General features: G+C 69.8%; 20 protein-coding genes. 9 read left to right on the top strand and 11 right to left on the bottom strand.

Going from position 1 to position 21066, the window contains the following annotated elements:
• Positions 1 to 73: 73 nt before the first annotated feature.
• The 8 genes from OCL97_RS21190 to OCL97_RS21155 all read right to left on the bottom strand — a co-directional run bounded on the left by OCL97_RS21190 (position 74) and on the right by OCL97_RS21155 (position 9718).
• Entirely contained in the window at positions 74 to 1615 is a 1542-nt protein-coding gene (locus OCL97_RS21190) for an acetolactate synthase large subunit (protein WP_305761989.1), read from the bottom strand.
• A 1-nt stretch (position 1616) separates the two neighbouring features.
• On the bottom strand, positions 1617 to 3392 hold the full coding sequence (locus tag OCL97_RS21185) for a feruloyl-CoA synthase (RefSeq protein WP_377371703.1): 1776 nt from the start codon (positions 3390 to 3392) through the stop codon (positions 1617 to 1619).
• A gap of 46 nt (positions 3393 to 3438) precedes the next feature.
• Positions 3439 to 4653: an RNA polymerase sigma factor gene (locus OCL97_RS21180; protein WP_377371702.1), complete on the bottom strand. Its 1215-nt coding sequence runs from the start codon at positions 4651 to 4653 to the stop codon at positions 3439 to 3441.
• Positions 4654 to 4656: 3 nt separating this feature from the next.
• A complete protein-coding gene (locus OCL97_RS21175) occupies positions 4657 to 5007 on the bottom strand; it encodes a YciI family protein (RefSeq protein ID WP_304777407.1) in 351 nt (116 codons plus the stop codon).
• 91 nt (positions 5008 to 5098) lie between these two features.
• Positions 5099 to 6193: a M48 family metallopeptidase gene (locus OCL97_RS21170; RefSeq protein ID WP_377371701.1), complete on the bottom strand. Its 1095-nt coding sequence runs from the start codon at positions 6191 to 6193 to the stop codon at positions 5099 to 5101.
• Positions 6194 to 6199: 6 nt separating this feature from the next.
• Positions 6200 to 7291 carry a YjgN family protein gene (locus OCL97_RS21165; RefSeq protein WP_377371700.1) on the bottom strand — a complete coding sequence of 364 codons (1092 nt, stop codon included), beginning with the start codon at positions 7289 to 7291 and terminating at the stop codon, positions 6200 to 6202.
• 76 nt (positions 7292 to 7367) lie between these two features.
• Entirely contained in the window at positions 7368 to 8702 is a 1335-nt protein-coding gene (locus OCL97_RS21160; RefSeq protein ID WP_377371699.1) for a dihydroorotase, read from the bottom strand.
• Positions 8699 to 9718, bottom strand: coding sequence for a glycosyltransferase family 9 protein (locus tag OCL97_RS21155; protein WP_377371697.1), 1020 nt, complete (start codon positions 9716 to 9718; stop codon positions 8699 to 8701). Before OCL97_RS21155 ends, OCL97_RS21160 begins: the two co-directional genes overlap by 4 nt.
• A gap of 15 nt (positions 9719 to 9733) precedes the next feature.
• On the opposite strand from OCL97_RS21155, the gene ygfZ reads away from it, so the two are divergent.
• On the top strand, positions 9734 to 10540 hold the full coding sequence (gene ygfZ / locus OCL97_RS21150; protein ID WP_377371696.1) for a CAF17-like 4Fe-4S cluster assembly/insertion protein YgfZ: 807 nt from the start codon (positions 9734 to 9736) through the stop codon (positions 10538 to 10540).
• On the opposite strand, the gene OCL97_RS21145 is transcribed toward ygfZ, so the two are convergent.
• The gene (locus tag OCL97_RS21145; RefSeq protein WP_377371695.1) at positions 10537 to 11448 is read right to left on the bottom strand and encodes an alpha/beta fold hydrolase; all 912 of its coding nucleotides are present in this window, start codon (positions 11446 to 11448) and stop codon (positions 10537 to 10539) included. The two genes, ygfZ and OCL97_RS21145, sit on opposite strands and share 4 nt — an antisense overlap.
• On the opposite strand from OCL97_RS21145, the gene OCL97_RS21140 reads away from it, so the two are divergent.
• From OCL97_RS21140 to OCL97_RS21120, 5 genes are all read left to right on the top strand, one after another.
• Positions 11447 to 12037 (top strand): DNA-3-methyladenine glycosylase I, encoded by a 591-nt coding sequence (locus OCL97_RS21140; protein ID WP_377371694.1) that lies wholly within the window; start codon positions 11447 to 11449, stop codon positions 12035 to 12037. The genes OCL97_RS21145 and OCL97_RS21140 overlap by 2 nt on opposite strands.
• A complete protein-coding gene (locus OCL97_RS21135) occupies positions 12037 to 12681 on the top strand; it encodes a ribonuclease HII (protein WP_304777415.1) in 645 nt (214 codons plus the stop codon). Before OCL97_RS21140 ends, OCL97_RS21135 begins: the two co-directional genes overlap by 1 nt.
• Positions 12682 to 12712: 31 nt before the next feature.
• Positions 12713 to 13771, top strand: coding sequence for a DUF2332 domain-containing protein (locus OCL97_RS21130; protein WP_377371693.1), 1059 nt, complete (start codon positions 12713 to 12715; stop codon positions 13769 to 13771).
• Positions 13772 to 13857: 86 nt separating this feature from the next.
• Positions 13858 to 14949 carry a site-specific DNA-methyltransferase gene (locus OCL97_RS21125; RefSeq protein WP_377371692.1) on the top strand — a complete coding sequence of 364 codons (1092 nt, stop codon included), beginning with the start codon at positions 13858 to 13860 and terminating at the stop codon, positions 14947 to 14949.
• Positions 14950 to 15016: 67 nt separating this feature from the next.
• Complete coding sequence (locus tag OCL97_RS21120) at positions 15017 to 16213, top strand: MFS transporter (protein WP_377371691.1); 1197 nt, start codon at positions 15017 to 15019, stop codon at positions 16211 to 16213.
• Positions 16214 to 16251: 38 nt separating this feature from the next.
• On the opposite strand, the gene mutY is transcribed toward OCL97_RS21120, so the two are convergent.
• Together mutY and OCL97_RS21110 are read right to left on the bottom strand one after the other, a co-directional pair.
• Complete coding sequence (gene mutY, locus OCL97_RS21115) at positions 16252 to 17298, bottom strand: A/G-specific adenine glycosylase (protein ID WP_377371690.1); 1047 nt, start codon at positions 17296 to 17298, stop codon at positions 16252 to 16254.
• On the bottom strand, positions 17295 to 18563 hold the full coding sequence (locus OCL97_RS21110) for an MFS transporter (protein ID WP_377371689.1): 1269 nt from the start codon (positions 18561 to 18563) through the stop codon (positions 17295 to 17297). The genes mutY and OCL97_RS21110 overlap by 4 nt, the downstream gene beginning before the upstream one ends.
• Before the next feature lie 134 nt (positions 18564 to 18697).
• Between OCL97_RS21110 and OCL97_RS21105 the strand changes: the two genes are divergently transcribed.
• From OCL97_RS21105 to OCL97_RS21095, 3 genes are all read left to right on the top strand, one after another.
• Positions 18698 to 19249, top strand: a complete 552-nt coding sequence (locus OCL97_RS21105) for a DUF721 domain-containing protein (RefSeq protein ID WP_304701561.1) — start codon at positions 18698 to 18700, stop codon at positions 19247 to 19249.
• A 65-nt stretch (positions 19250 to 19314) separates the two neighbouring features.
• Positions 19315 to 19932 carry a thioredoxin domain-containing protein gene (locus OCL97_RS21100; protein ID WP_377371688.1) on the top strand — a complete coding sequence of 206 codons (618 nt, stop codon included), beginning with the start codon at positions 19315 to 19317 and terminating at the stop codon, positions 19930 to 19932.
• 18 nt (positions 19933 to 19950) lie between these two features.
• A partial coding sequence (locus OCL97_RS21095; protein WP_377371687.1) for an AAA family ATPase occupies positions 19951 to 21066 on the top strand: 1116 nt, incomplete at its 3' end.

Below are 21066 nucleotides of genomic sequence, written 5' to 3'. Positions count from 1 at the left end.
CCTCTTCCAACCCCACGAGTGCGCCAACTACCTGCACAACTCCGGATACGGTTCCGTCTAATCGAGTCCCGCTCTAGATCGCGGCTTCGATGAACTTCGGGCCCGGCTCGGACATGGCGCGGGCGAAGGCGGTCTCGAACTCTTCGGCGGTCTCGCAGCGGACGGCGGGAAGCCCCATGCCCTTGGCCATCGAGACCCAGTCGATCTTGGGATCCCCGAGGTCCAGCAGCTTGGACGCCGAGGGCCCGGGATTGCCCGAGCCCGTGCGGCCCATCTCGATATTGAGGATGCGATAGGAGTGGTTGGCGAAGACCACGACGGTGACGTCGAGGTTCTCCCGAGCCATCGTCCACAGGCTCTGGACCGTATACATGGCCGAGCCGTCCCCATTCAGCGACACGACCTTGCGCCCCGGTGAGGCCACGGCCGCGCCAATGGCCAGCGGCATGCCGATGCCGATCGCGCCGCCGGTGAGCGCCAGCACATCGTGCGGTCGGGCGGTCATGCACGGCATGGCCACGCCGCCGCCCGAGGTCACCGAGTCGTCGCAGATGATCGCGCCCTCGGGCAAGTGGCGGGCGATGGAGATGCCGGCGCTCTGCGGGGTCATGCCGCCGGTGGGGGCGTGCTCCGGCAGCTTCAACGGCTGGCTCGGACCGGCGGCCGGCGCGCCCAGGGCGTCCGCCAGGGCTGCGAGGGCAGCCACCGTGTCGGTCTCACGGTCGGCCAGGCTGAGTGTGGCGCAGCCCTCCGGGACCAGGACGCTGGGCCGGTCAGGATAGGCGAAGAAGGCCACCGGCATGGTGGTGCCGGCATAGACCATCAGGTCGGTCCCCTCGAGGTCGGCCAGGGCCGCCTCGCCGAAATACTGCATGCGGGCGGGCGCGAAGATCCCGGCGCCGCGCGGCTGGCGAGCCACGAAGGTGTCGGCCATGACCCGAACGCCGGCGGCCTGCAGGCGCGCGGCCTGGACCAGGGCCTCGGCGCGCACGGCGCGGCCGCCCACCAGGACCACCGGCTTGGCGGCGGCCTTGATGGCCTTGGCCACCGCCTCGACATTGGCGGCGTCCGGCGCGGCGAGTTTGGGCCGGGTGGCCAGGGCCTTGGAGATCTTGGTCTCCAGCCAGGCGGAGTCAGCGGGCAGGATGAGGCTGACGGGGCCCCCGGGCGGACCATAGCTGGCTGTGATCGCCTCCGCGGCGGTGGCGGCGACGGTGTCGGGGCTATCGGCGGACCTCACCCAGACGGAATTGGCCGCGACGATGGAGGCGATGTCGGAGTTCAGCGGTGCGTCGTACTGGCGGTGATAGGTGGCGTGGTCGCCGATCACGTTGATGATGGGGGTATAGGCGCGGCGGGCGTTGTGCAGGTTGGCCAGGCCATTGCCGTAGCCGGGACCCAGGTGCAGCAGGGTGCAGGCCGGCGTGTCGCTCATGCGGCCATAGCCGTCCGCCGCGCCCGTGGCCACGCCCTCGAACAGGCACAGCACCGGGCGCATCTTCGGTTGGCGGTCGAGGGCCGCGACAAACTGCATCTCGCTGGTGCCGGGATTGGCGAAACAGGCGGTGACGCCGTTGTCCACGAGCGTCTCGATCAGGGCGTCAGCACCGTTCATGTCAGAACACCATCACATCTGGAGAAGGGGGGTCGGCGAAAAGTTTCGTCACGGTCTGCGCGCGCCGCGAGCGGGCCAGGGCCTGAGCGATATAGCCCTTGTCGGTGATCTCGCCGGCGCCGGCGTCCGGTGGGCCGTCCAGCACCAGGGCCCGGCCGATGCGGCCGCCTGCGCCCTTGGCCCGGGCGTTGAAGGCCTCCAGGCCCAGGCGCACGGCGGCGGCGACAGCGTCGGGGGCGAGGTCGGGGTTGGGGTAGAACATCAGGCCGACGCCTTCCTGATTCTCGCCGCAGACCACCGCGTCGGTGACCGCGTCGCCCACGGCTGAGACCGCGGCCACCCGCAGATCGCCGACCGTGACGAAGGTGCCGCTGGCCAGCTTGAAGTTCTCCGAGAGGCGGCCGTCGAAGACCATGCCCTGGGTTGGATCGGCGGGATCGACGAAGCGGGCCGCGTCCCCCAGCAGGTAGAAGCCCTCCTCGTCGCGGCTCTGGGCCGTGAGGTCGGGGCGGCCGAGATAGCCCAGGGTGATCTGGGGCCCCTTCACTCGGAACTCCAGCTTGTCGCCGCTAGGCGCCAGCTTCACCGTCGTGCCCGGCACCGGCAGGCCGATCAGGCCCATGCGGCCGTTGTGCCAGTGGACGGTGGCCGCCGTCGGCCCGGTTTCGGTGGCGCCGTAGCCGCTGGCGAAGGAGATGCGCTCGCCCACGGTGCGGACGGCGACGGCCTGGATGCGGTCATTGATCTCCTGGCCCAGGGCCGCGCCGCCGTACTGCAGCAGGCGGACCCGGGAGAAGAAGGTTCGCGCCAGGTCGTCGTCCCGTTCAAGTTCCCCGGCGAACAGCATCCAGCCGGCGGGCACCATGTTCTGGTAGGTGGGCGCGATGTCCTTGAGGTTGCGCACGGTCTCGGCGAAGCGCCCAGCCACTGGCTGGCCCGCATCGATATAGACCGCCCCGCCCCGGTGGGTGGACATGTGCAGGATGGAATTGGCGCCCAGGCTGTGACTCCAGGGGGCCGAATTGACCATTACCGGCGGCTCGTCGTCCTCGAAGCAGGCGCGGATCTGGGCGGAGTTCCAGGCCATGCCTCGATGGGTGCAGATTACGGCCTTGGGCAGGCCGGTGGAGCCAGAGGTCAGCAGGTACTTGGCATGGTCGTTGGGCTGGGCGGTGGGCGCGGCGGGCTGGGACTTCAGCAGGCGATCCAGCGGCGCATCGCCCGAGCGTGGGTTCTTGCCGGCGATGACCGGCAGGCCGGCCAGGAACGGGGCCTCCAGCGCCGCGATGAAGAGATCGGCGTCCTCGGTATAGATGGCGGCGGGGTTGAGCACCTCCACCGCGTGGGCCAGCCGCGAGAGGTTGGCGCCCGGCAGGCCGTATTGCGGCGAGACCGGCGCCACGGGCATGCCCTGGCTCATGGCCGCGTACTTGATCAGCGCGTGGTCGACCCCGTTGCGGGCCAGGATCAGCAGGGGCCGCTCACTGACCACCCCCAGTTCGCGCAGCCCCCCGGCGATGGCGCTGACTGCGCCCAGGGCCTCGGCGTAGGAGATGGTCCGCCATCCGTCGCCCGACCGCTCAGCCAGCCAGATTGCCGATGGGGTCTTGGCCGCCCAGTGGGCCAGGGCCTCCGTGGTCGTCGAGAAGACGGTGGAATAGGGCGTCGGGTTGGTGACGATGATCTCGCCATTCTCCCGGTGCTCGATTTCGACGCGGCGCGGGGCGAAGCGGGCGTCGCGGAAAGGGGCGGTGGCGATGTTCAGCTCGGCGTCCATTCCCTAGGCTTATCGCTCCCGGTGCGCCGATGGAAAGCGTGAACCTTCAGGTCAGGGCCGCGAGCCGTCGCTCCAGATAGAGCCGCTCGGCCGGAGCGGGTCCGAGCGCAAGCGCCGCGTGGTAGGCCGCGGCCGCATCCCCCGTCAGGCCAGCGCGGTCGCAGAGCCCGGCGCGGGCCGCCTGATAGGGCAGCCAGTTGGTCAGGCGTCCGGCGCCCGGAACTGCGTCGAGGGCCGCGAGCCCGACCGCAGGTCCCTGGGCTTCCCCTACCGCCACGGCCCGATTCACCGCCGTCACGGCGTCGGGCCGGAACAGGGCCAGGGCGTCATAGAGACCGACGATGGCCGCCCAGGGGGTGACACCGGTGTCCCTGCGCGACAGGTGCAGGCCGTGAATCCCCGCCAGCAGTTGCCGGGGTCCGGTGGCGCCGAGGTCGGCCGCAGCGTCTAGCAGCCGCGCGCCCTCGCCAATCAGGCCGCCCCGCCAGAGGCCCATGTCCTGCTCGGCCGGCGGGACCATGGCGCCCGTCTGGTCCAGCCTGGCCGGCCGCCGCGCTTCGGCGAAGCGGACCAGGGCGGCCAGGCCAAGCACCTCGCCCTCGCGCGGTAACAGCTCGGCCAACAGGCCCGACAACCGCAGAACCTCCTGCGCGAAGCCCGCGCCATCGGAAGCCAGGGCGGCGTCCTCATAGGCCTGGGCGTAGGCGATTTCCAGGGTGGCCAGCACCGCCTCCAGCCGCTCGGGCCACATCTCGCGGCCGGGAACCTCGAAGGGCACGCCGGCGTCGCGGATCTTGCGCTTGGCCCGGGTGATCCTCTGCAGCATGGCCGGCTCGGCCATGAGGAAGGCCCGCGCCAGCCGCTCGGTCGACAGCCCGCAGATCACCTTGAGCGTCAGGGCCGCGCGGGCGTCGGCGGCGATGGCCGGATGGCAGCAGACGAAGATCAGCCGCAGGCGCTCGTCGGGGATGGGATCGCTGGCGGCGATGACTCCGTCCTCCGGCGTCGGGGCGGGCGCGGGTTCGTCAGGCGCGTGCCGCCGGCGCACCGCCCCTCGGCGCTTGGCGTCCAGGGCGCGCCGCCAGGCCGCGCGCCACAGCCAGGCGGCGGGGTCGCGGGGCCATTGCGCGCGCCAGGCGGGAACCGCTGCGGCGCTGGCCTCGGCGAAGGCCTCCTCAGCCAGGTCGAGGTCGCGCAGGCGGACGGCCAGGGCGGCCACCACGCGAGGCCGCGCCTCCGAGATCGCCCGCCCGAGGTCCACGGATCAGTAGGTCGCCACCGGCCGCACCTCGCACGACCCACCCGGCCGGATCGGAACCTGCCGGGCCCACTTGATCGCCGCGTCCAGGTCCGGCGCCTCGATCAGGTAGAAGCCGCCCAGGTGCTCGCGGGTCTCGGCGAAGGGACCGTCGTGCAGGGTCTGGCCGGAGGCCGAGGTCCGCACCGTGGTGGCCGTAGCCACCGGCTGCAGGCCCGCCCCCGCCTGCATCGCGCCCGCCTCGCTCATGGCCTTGGCGAGCGCCATGTGCCTGGCGGCCACGTCCATCAGGCTGGCCTGACCCTCCGGGCCCTGATCGAGATCTTCGGGCTCGTAGACCAGAAGCATGTACTGCATCGAACTCCCCTTTCAGCGTGTCGTGTGGTGGAGAGACGCGCCGCCCCGGTCAAATTCGACAACCCTCGCGGAAATTCCGCAAGTCGGGTGATCAACCGCCCAGCGGGTTCTTGAGGATCTGTCGCAGGGTGCGCTTGGGCTTCTGGCAGGCCATTCGGATCGCGTCCCACTCCGCCGGCGTGAAGGCCGGCGCGCCAGGCTTGGCGCGGGCGGCGCTCTCCCGGGCGCGGCGCAGGCTGTCGGGGTGGCTGGACATCAGCTCCCGCACCGCGCCGGCCTCCGCCCCCTCGCCCTTGGCGGCGATGCGCTGGAAGAAAGGCGCCATGCCCTGGGACGACAGGCCGTTGGCCTCCAGAAGCTGCTGGCCGCGCACGTCGGCCTCGCTCTCGGCTGAGCGGCTGAAGCGCAGGTCGGCCACGGAGCCCGCCAATAACACCGCCTGCTGCCCAGCCCCGCTGCCGCCGCCCACCACGGCGTCCAGAACCAGGCCAAGGCCCAGGGAGCGCCACACCGCCTGCATCACATGGCGACGTTCCACATGGGCGGCCTCGTGGGCGATCACGGCGGCCAGTTCGTCGGGGGTCTTGGCCAGGGCGATCAGGTCGTCGGTGACCATCACTGCGCCGCCCGGCAGGGCGAAGGCGTTGACCATGGGCGCCTGGACCGCCCGGACCCGGATGTCGAAGGGGGTGTCGGCGGCGGCTTCCAGCCGCTGGCCAAAGGCGGCCAGCGCGGTCTGACCAGCGCTGGGGTCGCAGGGCCGGAAGGCGATGGAGAGCTGAGCCTCGAAGTTGCGGCCCATCCGCTCTTCGATGTTCGGTGGCGTGGCCCGCGCCAAGGGACCGGACGCCGCGGGCATGCCGATGAACACCACCGCGGCGATGGCCAGGCCGGCCACGGCCAGGCCCACCACCAGGCGCGCCTCCCGCTTCCGGTGGCGACGCTCGGCCTTGAGCCCTGCCCCGCCCCCGGAGGCGCGCCACTCGGCGGCGTCAAGGGTCAGGCGGCCGTCACCCACCTTCGGATGCGACAGCCGCAGTCGGTCGCCCAGATCCTCAATCTGGAGATCGGCCAGTGACCAGACATGGGTCTCGCCATCGGCGTCGAAGCTGAGACGGTGGGCTTCCACCGTCACCTCGACCGGTAGCGACCGGGCCGTCAGCCCGTCATGGAACCTGGCCTGCACGGCCGGTCAGACCGTGGCCATGCCAAAGGCGTCGGCCAGGCCCTCGCCCATGCGCGGACCTTGCTCAGCCTGGCGCGCGGCGGCGAGATCGACCTCACCCTCACTTCGCAGCCGGCGGATCAGGAACTTCGCGGTTCGCGCCTCCATCACCGGAGTCAGGAAACCGAGGGTGAATGTCACGAGCGCCAGGTTGGTGAGGACAAGGCCAGCCATCTCCAGCCAGCCCACCTTGAAGCTGAATCGGGCGTCTTCCAGGGTGATCCCTGCGGCCAAGGTCCGCAAAATCGCCGCCTGATAGGGCGCCGACAGCACGCTCAACACCACCGCCCAGGCCAGGAGGGCGGCGTAGACGAAGGCGATGAAGGCTAGGCTGGGCTCGCGGGCCGTCTTCGGCATCATGTCCCCCGCCAGTGCGATGGCTACCCCCATGAAGACGAAGTAGCTCACGACGCCGCCGAGCCAGAAGACCGTGAACGGGCCGTAGAGGCCCACCTTCCGCGCCCGGTCGATGTCGAACTTGAATTCACGGTCGCCAAACCGCAGGCCGTTCCACAGGGGCGCGGCCAGCCGGCGCTGAGCCGCCGGCGCGAACCATCCCAGAGTGATGACGTTGAGCAGCATGTAGCCGATATAGCTCCAGGCGTAGCGCCACGGAGAGCCCGTCAGTGCGAACCGCACCCCGCGCCAATGGGTACGACTGGCCAGGTAGCGGAAGGCTGTGAACCGCCCAAATCCCATCAGGTAGAAGAGGACCAGATAGACCGGCAGGATGATCAAGAACGCCAGCTGTGGCGCCAGGAACTGGGCGGTGAACACCACGATCAGCAGCGGCAGAACCACCAGCACCAGGGCCAGCAGGAAGCCCAGGAACAGCTCCTTGCCTCGGCCGGTATATTCGAAAGCCTCGCCGTTGAGGGAAACGCCGCTCCAGATCCGCCGGCGGACCTCGGTCTTCGCCCAGAACCGGTAGAGGGTCAGGGTGACGATGTTCAGCAGGCCGTTCTTGAAGCTCAGCCCGACGAACTTGCCGGGCGCCAGGTTCTCGCCGAACACGAGGCGCTCGCCGCGCGTCGACGCGGCGTCTTCGGATATCGACATGCAATTCCCCACAACTCTTATGGTCAGGCTTGCACGCTAGGGGTGATCACGCAATCGCACTCGCGTGACGGGCAGATTAGCCGCCGAGGGTCTCGGAGAACCGCACAGGCTCACCCAGACTGGGGGCGATCACCTCGTCGTCGCGCATCACCACCCGTCCGCGGATGATGGTGGCCATGGGCCAGCCCGTGGCCTCGAAGCCATCGAAGGGGGTCCAGCCGACGCGGCTGGCCATGTCCTCGTGCTTGATGACCCGCTTGGCCTTGAGGTCGACGATGGTGAAGTCGGCGTCGTTGCCGACCGCCAGCCGCCCCTTGTCGGCCATGCCGAACAGGCGGTTGGCGCCGTGGCTGGTGAGGTCCACGAAGCGCTCCAGGGACAGGCGGCCGTTGGCGACGTGGGTCAGCATCACTGGCACCAGGGTCTGAACGCCCGGCATGCCCGAGGGCGAGGCCGGATAGGGCCGGGCCTTTTCTTCCTTGGTGTGGGGCGCGTGGTCGGAACCCAGCACGTCGGCGACTCCGGCGGCCAGGGCGTCCCACAGGCCGTCCTGGTGATGCTTGTTGCGGATCGGCGGGTTCATCTGGGCGTAGCCCTTCAGCCGCTCATAGGCCTCGGGCGCCGTCAGGGTCAGGTGCTGAGGCGTGACCTCGACACTGGCGACGTCCTTGTTGGCGGCCAGGAAGACCATCTCTTCCTTGGTGGTGACGTGCAGCACGTGGATGCGCTTGCCCAGCGCCTTGGCGATGCGCACCAGGCGGTGGGTGGACTCCAGCGCCGAGGCCGCGTCGCGGACCTCCTCGTGGCTGGTCCAGTCGCCGGTGCGGGCGAGCGGCCGGCGCTCGGCCAGGCGGTACTCGTCCTCGGAGTGGAAGGCGGCGCGGCGGTTCACGTGGCGCAGCACCTGCTCGATGCCCGCGTCGTCCTGCACCAGCAGGCTGCCGGTGGAGGCGCCCATGAACACCTTGATGCCGCAGCAGCCGGGCAGACGCTCCAGCTCGCCGAGGAAGACCGCGTTCTCGTGGGTGCCGCCGACATAGAAGGCGTGGTCGCAGTGCATGCGATGCCTGGCCCGCGCCAGCTTGTCGGCCAGGGAGTCGGGATCGGTGGTGGTGGGCTCGGTGTTCGGCATCTCGAACACGGCCACGACCCCGCCCAGGACGGCGGCGCGAGACCCGCTCTCGAGGTCCTCCTTCCACTCCAGGCCAGGCTCGCGGAAGTGGACCTGGGTGTCGATCACGCCCGGCAGGACCGCCAGCCCCTTGGCGTCGAACACCTCGCCCGCCGAGGCCGGCGACAGGTCGCCGATGGCGACGATCTTGCCGCCGCGCACGCCGACGTCGGAAAGGCCGCGGCCGGCGTGGTTCACCACTTCGCCGCCCCGGATGATCAGGTCGTAGGTCTCGCTCATCTTGTCCCGGTTGTCTTCGCCAGCAGGTCGCGCGCCGTGGAGACCACGGTGTCGACGGGGAGGTCCATCATGTGACACAGCGCCTGCTGGAAGCCAGGGTCAACAGCCGCGATGGTCGCGAAATCACGAGGGCCTCGGACGACCCGGGTGTCGGCGCCCCAGGGGCCGTAGAGGCTCTCATCCGACGGTCCGAACAGGCCGACCGTGGGGACGCCGGCCGCGGCGGCGATGTGCATCAGGCCCGAATCATTACCGATGAACAGACGCGCGTGTTTCAGGCAGGCATGGGCGGTGAGCAGGTCCACCTTCCCCACCAGGTCGATGAAGCGGCTCTTGGGGACCACATTGCGCAGGGACTGTGTCGCCTGGGCGTCCTCGGGACCGCCCAGCACCATCAGCCGCGCCCCGGCCAGCGGGCCCTCGTCGCCCAGCAGCTGGATGGCGGTCTGGGCGAAACGCTCGATGGGCCAGGTCTTGCCGACCCAGTTGGCGGACGGGGCGAGCGCCAGGATCGGCCCCTCGCCGGCGGTCAGTTCGGCCGCCATCTGCTCAGTCTCGGGCGAGGTGTAGAGGTAGGGGGCGGGGGGATCGTCTTCGATCTGCAGGACGCGGGCGGCCTCCACCACCTTGTGCACCGGCGTGGGCGGGCGCTTGAACACAGCCCGCCGGTCGCGCTTCAGGAAGCCGGAGATGGCCGAGCCACGCAGGTCCACCACCAGGCCCCAGTGGCGCTTGCGGACCTGACGCCACAGCCGGAACCAGTGACGGCCGTCCTTGGCCTTCTCAAAAACGATAATCTGCTCGAGGTTCGGTACGTCGAGGAACAGCGGCGCGGCCACTGGGCCTGCGACGATGGTGAATCTCGCGCTCGGGATTTCGGACAGCAGTTTGCGGATGAGCCCGGACGAGAGCACAGCGTCGCCAATCCGCGTGGCGGTGATGAACAGAATCGGGAAGGACCCGGGGGTCATCGCCCCTGTATAGGCGTCCCGGCGCTGGCGCTCCACCCGTGCCATCCCTAACTTCCACCCATGACGACCGACCACTCCTACGCCGTTCTGAAGAGCCGCGCCCTGATCGCCCTCGGCGGCGAGGACTGGCGAGACTTCCTACAGGGTCTCATCACCCAGGATGTGGAAACGCTCCAGCCTGGTGAACTGCGCTTCGGAGCTATGCTGACCCCGCAAGGACGGCTTTTGTTCGACCTGTTCGTGGTGGGGCGGGAGGACGGCGCCTGGCTGGACGTGGAGGCCGAGCATCGCGCGGCCTTAATCCTGCGCCTGACCATGTACCGCCTGCGAGCCAAGGTGACCATCGCGACGGACGAGACACCGGTATCGGTGCTGTTCGGCGGGCAGGATACGCCACAGGGGTGGATGGCCGATCCTCGACTGGCGGCCCTGGGCTGGCGCAGCTACGGCGTGGCTGTCCCCGCCGGCGCCGCTGAGGTCGATGAGGCCGCCTATGACGCGCACCGCCTGGCGCTCGGCGTCCCCGGGCCCGCCGACTGGGGCAGCGAGAAGACCTATCCGATCGAGGCCAATTTCGACCTGCTGAATGGCATCGACTTCCACAAGGGCTGTTTCGTCGGCCAGGAGACCACCTCGCGCATGAAGCGCCGGGGCCAGATCAAGAACCGCATGCTGCCGCTGACCTTTGACGGCGCGGCGCCGGCCTTCGAGGCCGAAGTGCTGACCGGCGACCGCCGGGCCGGGGAGGTGCTGTCTGGGCAGGATGGCCGGGCCATGGCCCTGGTTCGGCTGGATCGCATCGACGGCGAGCTGACCGTGGATGGCAAGACGGTGCAGGTGGATCGGCCGGACTGGCTGCCGCTCTAGAGGAAGAAGGCCCGCAGCGCCTTGAGCGTCTCCGCCGGGTTCTCCTCGGGAATGAAATGGCCGCTCTCGATGGCATGGCCCTGGACGTCGTCGGCCCAGTCCCGCCAGATCGCCAGGACATCGTACCAGGCGGCCAGCGCGCCCTTTGAACCCCACAGCACCTGGACCGGGACCTTGATCCTCGTCTTGCCTCGGTCGGCCTCGTCCGCCGCCACGTCGTAGGAGGCGCCGGCCCGGTAGTCCTCGCAGATGGCGTGGACCATGGCCGGGTTGGCCAGGCAGCGGACATAGTCGGCATAGGCGGCGGGATCGAACATCCCTCGCGAGCCCCGGAACAGAAAGTATTCCGGGTCGGCGCCGATCACCGTCTCCGGGAACGGATGGGCCTGGGCCAGAAAGGACCAGTGCCAGTAGGCGAGCGCGAAGGCCTTGTTGGCCCGCTTCCAGACGTCTGCGGTGGGGATGATGTCGAGGATCGAGAGTTTCAGCAGAACATCGGGGTGATCGAGGGCCAGGCGGTAGGCCACCCGCCCGCCCCGGTCGTGGCCAGCCAGGTTGAAGCGGTCAAAGCCGAAGTGGCGCATCAGGGCCACGGCGTCCCTGGCCATGGCGCGCTTGGAATAGGTTTCGTGGTCGGGCGTGGTGGCCGGAGCGGTGCTCTCGCCGTAGCCCCGCAGGTCGGGCGCGATGACCGTGAAGTCACGGGCCAGGTCGTCGGCCACCCGGCTCCACATCATGTGGGTCTCAGGGTAGCCGTGCAGCAGCAGGAGCGGCGGCCCCGAGCCGCCGTGGCGAACCCGCAGGGTCGCCTCCCCCACATCCACCCGCGACAGGTTGAAGCCTTCGAACGCCATCTGCTTCGGTCCCGCTTGATCGGCCGCCGCCGCGCCTGCGAAAAGATCGGCCATGAGTTCCGAACCGATTCGTTGCGGCTGGCGCGGCATGCAGGGCGATCCCCTGTACGAGGCCTATCACGACACGGAATGGGGCGTGCCGGAATACGATTCCCGCGCCCTGTGGGAGAAGCTGGTGCTGGACGGTTTCCAGGCCGGGCTCTCCTGGATCACCATCCTGAGGAAGCGTGACGCCTTCCGCGCCGCCTTCGCCGACTTCGATCCGGAGATCGTCGCCCGCTTCGGCGAGGCCGATCGCGCCCGGCTGATGGGCGACGCCGGCATCGTGCGGTCCAACGCCAAGATCGACGCCGCCATCAACGGCGCGCGCATCTATCTGGACATGCGTGATGCGGGTGAGGACTTCTCCCAGTTCCTGTGGAGCTTCACCAATGGCCGGGTGATCCACAATCGATGGGAGGCCATCAGCGACGTGCCGGCCCAGACCGAGGTCGCCGTCCAGATGTCCAAGGGGCTCAAGCAGAAGGGCTTCAAGTTCGTGGGCCCGGTGATCGTCTACGCCTTCATGCAGGCCACCGGCTTCGTCAACGACCACCTCACCTGTTGCCACCGCCACGGGCCCGTCGCCAGGATGAGCGCCTGATGGCCAAGGGACCTGACATGCTGCTGGAGAGGGCCTGCCCCGGGCCGGTCTGCGGTGTGGATGAGGCCGGACGTGGGCCCTGGGCCGGACCGGTCTCCGCCGGCGCCGTCATCCTCAATCCCCGCAAGATCCCCAAGGGACTGAACGATTCCAAGAAGCTGACCGCCAAGCAGCGCGAGGGCCTCGAGCTGGAGATCAAGGACAAGGCCGTCGCCTGGGGGGTGGGCTTCGCCAGTGTCGAGGAGATCGCCGAGCTCAACATCCTGCACGCTGCGGGCCTGGCTATGTGCCGCGCCATCGGCGAGCTGGCGGTGGAGCCGGCCTTCGCCCTAGTGGACGGCAACTACCGCTTCAAGCTGCCCTGCCCCATCAAGACGGTGATCAAGGGTGACGCGATCAGCAGCTCCATCGCCGCGGCCTCGATCCTCGCCAAGGTGGCCCGCGACCGGCTCATGCAGGAAATGGACGGCCTCTATCCCGGCTACGGCTTCGCCGCCCACAAGGGCTATCACGCCCCCATCCACGTCGAGGCCCTGCGGACGCTCGGCCCCTGCGAGATCCACCGGATGGGCTGGGCGCCGGTGAAGCTGGCATTGATGGGCGAACTGGTGAACGGCGAGCTTGATCTGCTGAATCAAGATTGACCCCCTCCCGCTCCGGCGGGACCACGCGGTCATGGACAATCCCGATCTCACCCGCGCCTTCCTCGCCCAAGCCAACTCTTGCCGCGTCCTCGGCTCCCCCTTCCATGGCGACCTGCTGACCCTGGCGGCCGACGACCTGCAGGCCGGCGGCCCGGTCACCGCCCTGCTGGCGCCCTGGGCCACCACCGACTACCGCAAGCTGGTCGGGGACGCCGTCTGCCTCCGGCTCCTGGGATCGCTCCACGACCTGGTGCTGAGTGGCGACGATCCGGCCCTCGCGGCGACCTATCCGCAGCCCGGACGCGACGCCGACCCGGCGGTCGCCTGGATCGCCGCGCGGTCGGCGATCATCCGTCATGAAGACCGGCTGGCGGCCTTCATGACCCACGAGCCGCAGACCAACGAGGTCCGCCGGTCAGCCTGCCTGGCGCCGGGCTTCCTCGCCATCGCCTTCGAGACCGGCCTGCCGATCCGCGCCTTCGAGGTGGCGGCCAGCGCCGGGCTGAACCTGAACTGGGAGAGATTCCGCTACCGGTTCGGCGACATCGCATGGGGCGATCCGGCGGCCCGCGTGACGATGGAGACCGAGTGGACCGGCTCAGCCCCGGCGGTCGACGCCCGCGTCGAGGTCATCGAACGCGCCGCCTGCGACCGCCGGCCCGGCGACCTGACCGACCCTATCCAGCGGCGCCGGCTGCTGGCCTATATCTGGCCCGACCAGTTCGAGCGGCTCGACCGTATCCGCGCCGCCATCGACCTGGCCCTCTCGCTAGGGGTCAACGTGGAGGCCGCCGACGCCGTGGCCTGGAGCGCCCGCGTCGCAGCGCCGCAGGCGGGCGCGGTCACCGTCCTCTACCACTCGGTCTTCTGGCAATACATGCCGCCGGAGAGCCAGGCGGCCCTGGCCCGGGTCATCGCCGACCACGGCGCCCAGGCCACCGCCGGGGCCCCCTTCGCCTGGCTGCGCATGGAGCCGCCGCCGGAGAAACTGTCGGGCATGGAGGTTCGCCTCACACTCTGGCCGGGCGGTGAAGATCGGGTCCTGGCCCAGACCCACCCGCACGGCGCGTGGGTTAAGTGGTTGAATTGATCGATTAACGCTCCGTTCACCACGTTTGGACACCTACCCTTCACTACGATGACTCAGGATTCCGTCTCCTTAGAAGCGAGGCGGACATGGGCGCGATTGCCACCAACACGGTCATCCTGGGCGACTGCATCGAGAGCTTGAAGAAGCTCCCGTCGAAGTCCGTCGATCTGGTCTTCGCCGACCCGCCCTACAACCTGCAGCTGGGCGGCGACCTGCTGCGGCCCGACAACTCCAAGGTCGACGCCGTCGACGACGAGTGGGATCGCTTCGACAGCTTCGAGACCTATGACCGCTTCACGACCGAGTGGATGAGCGAGTGCCAGCGCGTCCTGAAGGACGACGGCGCCATGTGGGTGATCGGCAGCTATCACAACATCTTCCGGGTCGGCGCCATCCTGCAGACCCTGGGGTTCTGGATCCTGAACGACATCGTCTGGCGCAAGTCCAACCCGATGCCGAACTTCAAGGGCACCCGCTTCACCAACGCCCACGAGACCCTGATCTGGGCCGCCAAGGGCCGAGGCTCACGCCGCTACACCTTCAACTACGACGCCATGAAGATGGCCAATGACGACCTGCAGATGCGGTCGGACTGGACCTTCCCGCTGTGCACCGGCGAGGAGCGGCTGAAGGACGAGAACGGGGTCAAGGCCCACCCGACCCAGAAGCCCGAGGCCCTGCTGCGCCGGGTGATCCTGGCGTCCACCAAGCCGGGAGACATCATCCTGGACCCCTTCTTCGGCACCGGCACCACGGGCGCGGCGGCCAAGCAGCTGGGCCGCAAGTACATCGGCCTGGAGCGCGAGGAGCAGTACGCGACCCTGGCCCGCGAGCGGATCGCCAAGGTGATCCCCCTGACCGAGGCCGACTTGGAGACCATGGGCTCCAAGCGCCAGGAACCGCGCATCCCCTTCGGCCAGATCGTGGAGTCGGGCATGCTGCGCCCCGGCGACACTCTCTACTGCTCCAAGGGCGAGCGCTCAGCCCGGGTGCGGGCCGACGGCAGCCTGGTGATCGGCGACATGGCCGGCTCCATCCACAAGGTGGGCGCCATGATCCAGTCGGCGCCGGCCTGCAACGGCTGGACCTACTGGCACTTCAAGACCGACAAGGGCCTGGCCCCGATCGATGTGCTGCGGATGAAGATGCGTTCGTCCATGGCGCAGCTGGCCGCCTGACTCCAATTCACCCGGCCGCCGTCCATTTTGTCTGGCGGTCGGTACGTCGGCGGTTAAGCTCGGGTCCATGAACCCGCGTATCTACGTCCTGACCCTGGTGACCTTCGCCTTCGGGTCGGGAGCCTTCATCTTCGCCGGCTTGCTGGAGAGTCTCGCCGCCGACCTGGGGGTGACGACCGCCGTGGCCGGCCAGTTGCAGACGGTCTTCGTCCTGACCTCGGCGGTGCTGGGGCCGGTGGCGGCCTGGCTGTTCGCGCGGGTGGACCGCAAGATCATGGTGATGACGGCCCTGGCCCTGGGCGCCGCCCTGCACATCGCCTGCGCGCTGACGCCGAATTTCGAGGTGCTGATGGTGCTGCGCGCCCTGGCGGGCCTGGCCGGCGCCATGTCGGGGCCCGCCGCCAGCGTGGCCGCCGCGGCCCTGGTTCCACCCGAGCGCCGCGGCTCGGCCCTGGCCATGGTCTCGGGGGGCATGACCCTGGCCTTCGTGGTGGGCATTCCGATGGGCAGCATCATCGGCTCGGTCTTCGACTGGCGAGCCACCTTCCTGTTCGCCGCCGGCCTGTCCCTGTTCGCCCTGGCCGCCGTGGTGTTCTTCCTGCCCAAGGTGCCGGCGCCGCCGAAGCGCGAGGGCGGCGGCGACACGGTGAAAGTGCTGCTGCCGATCATCTGGCCCTTTTACCTGACCACCTTCCTGACCTTCGCCGCCAACATGACGCTGAACCTCTACATCGCCCCCATCGTGCGGGTCGGGGCCGGCGTCACGGGCGCCGGCGTCGGCGCCTTCCAGGCGATGATCGGGGTGGGCTCCATCGCGGGCCTGTGGCTGGGGGCGCGGGCCGCCGACCGGGCCGCCGGCCGGTCCTGGATCCTGCAGGGCTTCATGATCCAGGCCGCCGCCATGAGCGTGCACTTCGCCGCCACCCACCATGTCCTGCCCGACGGCTGGCCGAGCGCGACCCTGGTGGCGCTGGGGATCTTCCTGGCGGCCACGGCCCTGTTCTCGATCACCCCGGTTATCCAATCCAGCCTGATCCAGGCCACCGGCGGCGCCCCCGTGGCCCTGGCCCTGAACGGCTCGGTGATCTCGGTGGGTCAGGCCCTTGGCTCGACCGTGGGCGGCGCGGCCCTTGCCACCTACGGGGTGCCGGCCATCCCGGCCGCGGCGCTGGCCATGTCGCTGACGGCGCTGATCACACTGACCTTCCTGTTCCCCCGGGCCGCGACGGTGGCGGAGGCCAAGGCGGAGGCCGGCAAGGTCTGACCACATCGATAGCCTTCGCCCTCGATGGGGAAGGGCGTCTAGAGCAGGTTGTTCAGCGCCGCCCTGGCCGCCTTCAGGAACACGCTGGGCAAGCCATCCAGATCGCGCCGCGGCGACCAGATCACGCCCTCGGCGTCGCCCTCGGCGCGGAGCAGTTTCAGGGCCAGGGTGAAGTGGGTGAAGCCGTGCTCCACCTCGCCGACATGGCGCCACGCCGCGTGGGCGGGGGCTGAGGCGCGAGCCTCCTCATCGCCGAACGGGTCGGCGCGCCAGTCGCTGGTGGGCAGGGCCAGCATGCCGCCCAGCAGGCCTTTCGGCGGCCGACGGACCAACGCCACCAAGTCGCCACGCGTGAGCACATAGGCAACGCCGTTGCGGTGGGGCCGCACCGCCTTGGCGGTCTTGCGCGGATAGGTCTCGGGCGCTCCGGTGGCGAGCGCCGCGCAGTCGAGAGCCACCGGGCAGCGACCACAGAGCGGCGACTTCGGCTTGCAGATCGTCGCGCCCAGATCCATCAGGGCCTGGGCCCAGTCACCGGGCCGCTCATCACGCACCAGGGTCTCCGCCAGCCGCTTCAGCTCCGGCTTGGCGTCCGGCAGCGGGGCCTCGACCGCGAACAGCCGCGAGATGACCCGCTCGACATTGCCGTCCACGACATTGGTGGGCCGATCGAAGGCGATGGCGGCCACGGCGGCGGCGGTATAGGGGCCAAGCCCCGGCAGGCCCCGCAGCCCCTCCTCGGTGTCGGGGAAAACGCCACCGTGGTCGTTGGCCACGGCCCGGGCGCAGGCCAGCAGGTTGCGGGCGCGGGCGTAGTAGCCGAGCCCCGCCCAGGCGGCCATGACCTCGCCGTCCTGCTCGGCGGCCAGGGCCGTGACGGTGGGCCAGCGAGCGGTGAACTTGAGGAAATAGGGCGTGGCGTGCGGCACGGTGGTCTGCTGCAGCATCACCTCCGACAGCCAGACCCGGTAGGGGTCCTGGCGCACACCCGCCCGGCCGCCCGCAGGCCCCACCCGCCAGGCGAGGTCGCGCGCCTGGTCGTCGTACCAGGCCAGCAGCCTGGCGCGGAGGACCTCGGGATTCATTCCGCCTGGCGCTTGAGGAAGAACAGCGCGGTCAGGCTGATCAGGGCCGCGCCGCTGAGATAGTAGCCCACCGGGACGAGACCGCCCCGGTCGGCCAGGGCCTGGGCGATCATGGGGGCCAGGCCGCCGCCCAGGATGCCGCCGACATTGAAGGCCACCGACGCGCCGGTGTAGCGGACGCGCGCGGGGAACAGGCCGGGCAGGAAGGCGCCGAGGGGTCCATAGACCAGGCCCATCATGACCAGGGCCAGGGACAGGAAGCCCCAGATCAGCCAGAGCGAGCCGGACCCCATCATCGGAGCCAGCAGGAAGCCCCCCGCCACCGTGGCGATGCAGCCGGCCATCAGGACCCGGCGGGGGCTGGTGGCGTCGGCCCAGTAGCCGGCGGCGATGATGCCGATGGCCATGAAGCCGATGGCGCCGAGCTGCACCCCCAGGAAGGTCTCTCGGCTGTAGCCCAGCTTGGTCGTGCCATAGCCCAGGGCGAAGGCGGTGGTCAGGTAGAAGATGGCGAAGCAGCAGACCACGGCGAAGGTGCCGGCCAGGGTCTGCAGCGGATAGTTCTTGAGCAGCTCGCCCAGGGGCGCCTTGGCGGGCGGGGCCTCCTTCATGGCTTCGGCGAAGGCAGGGGTCTCGGTAAGCTTCAGCCGGACCCAGAGGCCGACGCCCACCAGAACGATGCTGAGCAGGAAGGGAATGCGCCAGCCCCAGGCCAGGAACTGCTCCGGCGTCAGCAGCACCCCCAGCAGCAGGAAGAGGCCGTTGGCCGCGACGAAGCCCACTGGTGCGCCGAGCTGGGGGAACATGCCGAAGCGGGCGCGCCAGCCAGGCGGCGCGTTCTCCACGGCCAGCAGGGCCGCCCCGCCCCACTCGCCCCCCAGTCCGAAGCCCTGGCCAAAGCGCAGCACGCACAGCAGGAAGGGCGCGACCCAGCCGGCCTGGGCGTAGGTGGGCAGGAAGGCGATGGCGAGCGTGGATCCTCCCATCAGCATCAGCGAGGCGACGAGTGTCGACTTGCGCCCCAGCCGGTCGCCGAAGTGGCCGAACACGGCGGCGCCCAGGGGCCGAGCGAAGAAGGCGAGCGCGAAGGTGGCGTAGGCGCTCATCAACTGGGCCGAGGGCGAGGCCACGGGGAAGAACAGCTTGCCAAACACCAGGGAGGCGGCGGTGGCGTAGATGTAGAAGTCGTAGAACTCGACCGCCGTCCCCACCAGGCTGGCGGCCAGGATGCGGCGGTGCGAGGCCGCTGGCTTGGTGTCGGACATGGTTTCGGCCCCCCGGTTGTTGGGGCCGGTGATTGCGACCTGGGGACGGGGGCGTCAAGGCGGGCGGGAAGAGGAGAACCACGAACCTCTTCGGACTGGTGACCGACGGGGCTCCGGCGCTGTAAGCTGCGCCCATGCCCAAGCGTCCCCTGCCCACCGCCGCGGAGGCGGCCTTTATCCTGTCGCGGAAGCGGACGCGGCCGCAGCGGCGGCCGCCGCCGGCGGCGGGGCGTGGCCTGTCCAAGCTGCTCAAGGATCTGGACGCACGGTTCGGCCAGGGGCCGGGCGCCCTGCAGGCGCGCTGGAAGGAGATCGTCGGCGAGCAGATCGCCAAGCGCACCGAGCCGGTGAAGCTGTCGAAGGTGAAGGCGGGCGAGCCCGCCGCCCTGGAGATCCGGGTGGCCGGGGCCGCCGCGGCCCTGATCCAGCACCAGGCGCCGGAGATCGTGGCCCGGGTGAACCTGTTCCTGGGGGCAGGCGCGGTGAACAAGCTGCGGATCGTCCAAGGGCCGCTGCGCAATGTGAACCCGGAGAGCGTGCGACCTGTGCGCCGCCCCCTGCCCCCGCTGGACGCTGGAAAAGAGGCCGAGTTAGCCGCCAGCCTGGCCGCCGAGCCCGACGGCCCTCTGAAGGCCGCATTGCTGAGCTTGGGTCGGGGCGTGCTGCGCGATCGACGCACCCGTTGACTTTGCCCCCGGCCTGGGGGGAATCGCGCTTTAATCTTTCATTCGGAATTCCGTAGAGGGCTCAAATGCCGAACTTCAGCCGTCGCCTCCTCGTCGTCGTCGCCCTGGGCGCCCTCGCCCTCGCCGGCTGTTCCCAGGGCGGGGCCAAGACCGACGCCGCCGACATGACCCTGGGCGACCCCAAGGCGGCGGTGAAGATCACCGAATATGCCTCGGCCTCCTGCACCCATTGCGCCACCTTCCACAACGAGGTCTTCCCGGCTCTGAAGGCGAAATATATCGACACCGGCAAGGTGCACTACACCTTCAAGGAGTTTCTGACCCCGCCGGTGGAGGTGGCCGCCGCCGCCTTCCTGACCGCCCGCTGCGCCGGCAAGGACAAGTATTTCAGCGTCCTCGACGCCGTGTTCAAGGCCCAGAACGAGATGTTCACCACCGGGGACATGCGCGGCGTCCTGCTGCGGGTGGCCCAGTCGGCGGGTATGACCGAACCGCAGTTCAACGCCTGCATCACCGACGAGACGGCGCTCAAGGCCCTGAATGACCGCGTCGAGAAGGCATCCCGCGACGAGAAAATCAGCTCGACCCCGACCTTCCTGATCAATGGCGAGAAGCTCAAGGAAGGCGAGGCCACCCTGGCCGAGTTCGACGCCGCCATCGCCGCCGCCCAAGCCAAGAAGTAGGAAGGGCCCCGCACCTCAGTGCACTTCCAGCGGCTTCGCCTTTCGGGCTTCAAGTCCTTCGTCGATGCGACCGAGTTCCGCATCGAGCCCGGAGTCACGGGCATCGTCGGACCCAACGGCTGCGGCAAGTCGAACCTGCTGGAAGCCCTGCGCTGGGTGATGGGCGCCAATTCCGCCAAGGCCATGCGGGCCGGCGGTATGGACGACGTGATCTTCGCCGGCTCCGGCGGGCGCGCCTCGCGCAACCATGCCGAGGTGACGCTGACCATCGACAACGCCGACCGCCGCGCGCCCTCGGCCTTCAACGACCATCCGGTGCTGGAGGTGGTGCGCCGCATCGACAAGGGCGAGGGCTCCACCTACCGGATCAACGGCCGCGAGGTGCGCGCCCGTGACGTGCAGCTGCTCTTTGCCGATGCGTCCACCGGTTCGAATTCTCCGGCCCTGGTGCGCCAGGGGCAGATCTCCGAACTGATCGCCGCCAAGCCGCAGAACCGGCGGATGATCCTGGAGGAGGCAGCCGGCGTCTCGGGCCTGCACACCCGCCGCCATGAGGCCGAACTGCGGCTGCGGGCGGCGGAGACCAACCTCACCCGGCTGGAGGACGTGGCCAAGGAGCTGGAGAGCGCGCTCAACCGGCTGAGGCGCGAGGCGCGGCAGGCCGACCGCTACAAGAAGATGTCGGCGGAGATCCGGGCCCTGCAGGGCGCTGTCCTCTACGCCCGCTGGAACGAGGCGCGCGGGGCGGCCGAGCGGCTGCAGGCCGAAGCCGCCGAGGCTATCCGCGCCGTGGAGGAGACCGCCCGCGAGGCCGCCGCCGCCACGACCAGGGCCGCCGCCGCCGAGGAGCAGATCAAGCCGCTGCGAGAGGCCGAGACCATCGCCGCCGCCGTGCTGCACCGGTTGGCCATCGACCGGGACCGGCTGGAGCGGGAGGGCGAGGCCCTGGCCGCTGAGGTGGAGCGCCTGACCGGCGATGTCTCGCGCATCGACGCCGACCGGGCCCGCGAGACCCAGATGGTGGAGGACGCCCAGCTGGCGCTCAGCCGCATGGCTGGTGACCTGGAGGCCCTGGAGGCCGCCATCGCCGCCGCGCCCGAGCGGGCGCCGGAGCTGGAGGCCGCGTCCCGCGCC

Source organism: Phenylobacterium ferrooxidans (genome assembly GCF_042714595.1).
GTDB classification, from domain to species: domain Bacteria; phylum Pseudomonadota; class Alphaproteobacteria; order Caulobacterales; family Caulobacteraceae; genus Phenylobacterium; species Phenylobacterium ferrooxidans.
This window is presented reverse-complemented; position numbering and strand designations above follow the sequence as displayed.

Coding starts and splice junctions, on each gene's coding strand:
- OCL97_RS21100 (WP_377371688.1), top strand. CDS start 19,315: ATGCCGAACTTCAGCCGTCGCCTCCTCGTCGTCGTCGCCCTGGGCGCC.
- mutY (WP_377371690.1), bottom strand. CDS start 17,298: ATGAATCCCGAGGTCCTCCGCGCCAGGCTGCTGGCCTGGTACGACGAC.
- OCL97_RS21175 (WP_304777407.1), bottom strand. CDS start 5,007: ATGCAGTACATGCTTCTGGTCTACGAGCCCGAAGATCTCGATCAGGGC.
- OCL97_RS21135 (WP_304777415.1), top strand. CDS start 12,037: ATGGCCAAGGGACCTGACATGCTGCTGGAGAGGGCCTGCCCCGGGCCG.
- OCL97_RS21160 (WP_377371699.1), bottom strand. CDS start 8,702: ATGAGCGAGACCTACGACCTGATCATCCGGGGCGGCGAAGTGGTGAAC.
- OCL97_RS21130 (WP_377371693.1), top strand. CDS start 12,713: ATGGACAATCCCGATCTCACCCGCGCCTTCCTCGCCCAAGCCAACTCT.
- OCL97_RS21110 (WP_377371689.1), bottom strand. CDS start 18,563: ATGTCCGACACCAAGCCAGCGGCCTCGCACCGCCGCATCCTGGCCGCC.
- OCL97_RS21145 (WP_377371695.1), bottom strand. CDS start 11,448: ATGGCCGATCTTTTCGCAGGCGCGGCGGCGGCCGATCAAGCGGGACCG.
- OCL97_RS21120 (WP_377371691.1), top strand. CDS start 15,017: ATGAACCCGCGTATCTACGTCCTGACCCTGGTGACCTTCGCCTTCGGG.
- OCL97_RS21165 (WP_377371700.1), bottom strand. CDS start 7,291: ATGTCGATATCCGAAGACGCCGCGTCGACGCGCGGCGAGCGCCTCGTG.
- ygfZ (WP_377371696.1), top strand. CDS start 9,734: ATGACGACCGACCACTCCTACGCCGTTCTGAAGAGCCGCGCCCTGATC.
- OCL97_RS21185 (WP_377371703.1), bottom strand. CDS start 3,392: ATGGACGCCGAGCTGAACATCGCCACCGCCCCTTTCCGCGACGCCCGC.
- OCL97_RS21155 (WP_377371697.1), bottom strand. CDS start 9,718: ATGGCACGGGTGGAGCGCCAGCGCCGGGACGCCTATACAGGGGCGATG.
- OCL97_RS21190 (WP_305761989.1), bottom strand. CDS start 1,615: ATGAACGGTGCTGACGCCCTGATCGAGACGCTCGTGGACAACGGCGTC.
- OCL97_RS21140 (WP_377371694.1), top strand. CDS start 11,447: ATGAGTTCCGAACCGATTCGTTGCGGCTGGCGCGGCATGCAGGGCGAT.
- OCL97_RS21125 (WP_377371692.1), top strand. CDS start 13,858: ATGGGCGCGATTGCCACCAACACGGTCATCCTGGGCGACTGCATCGAG.
- OCL97_RS21105 (WP_304701561.1), top strand. CDS start 18,698: ATGCCCAAGCGTCCCCTGCCCACCGCCGCGGAGGCGGCCTTTATCCTG.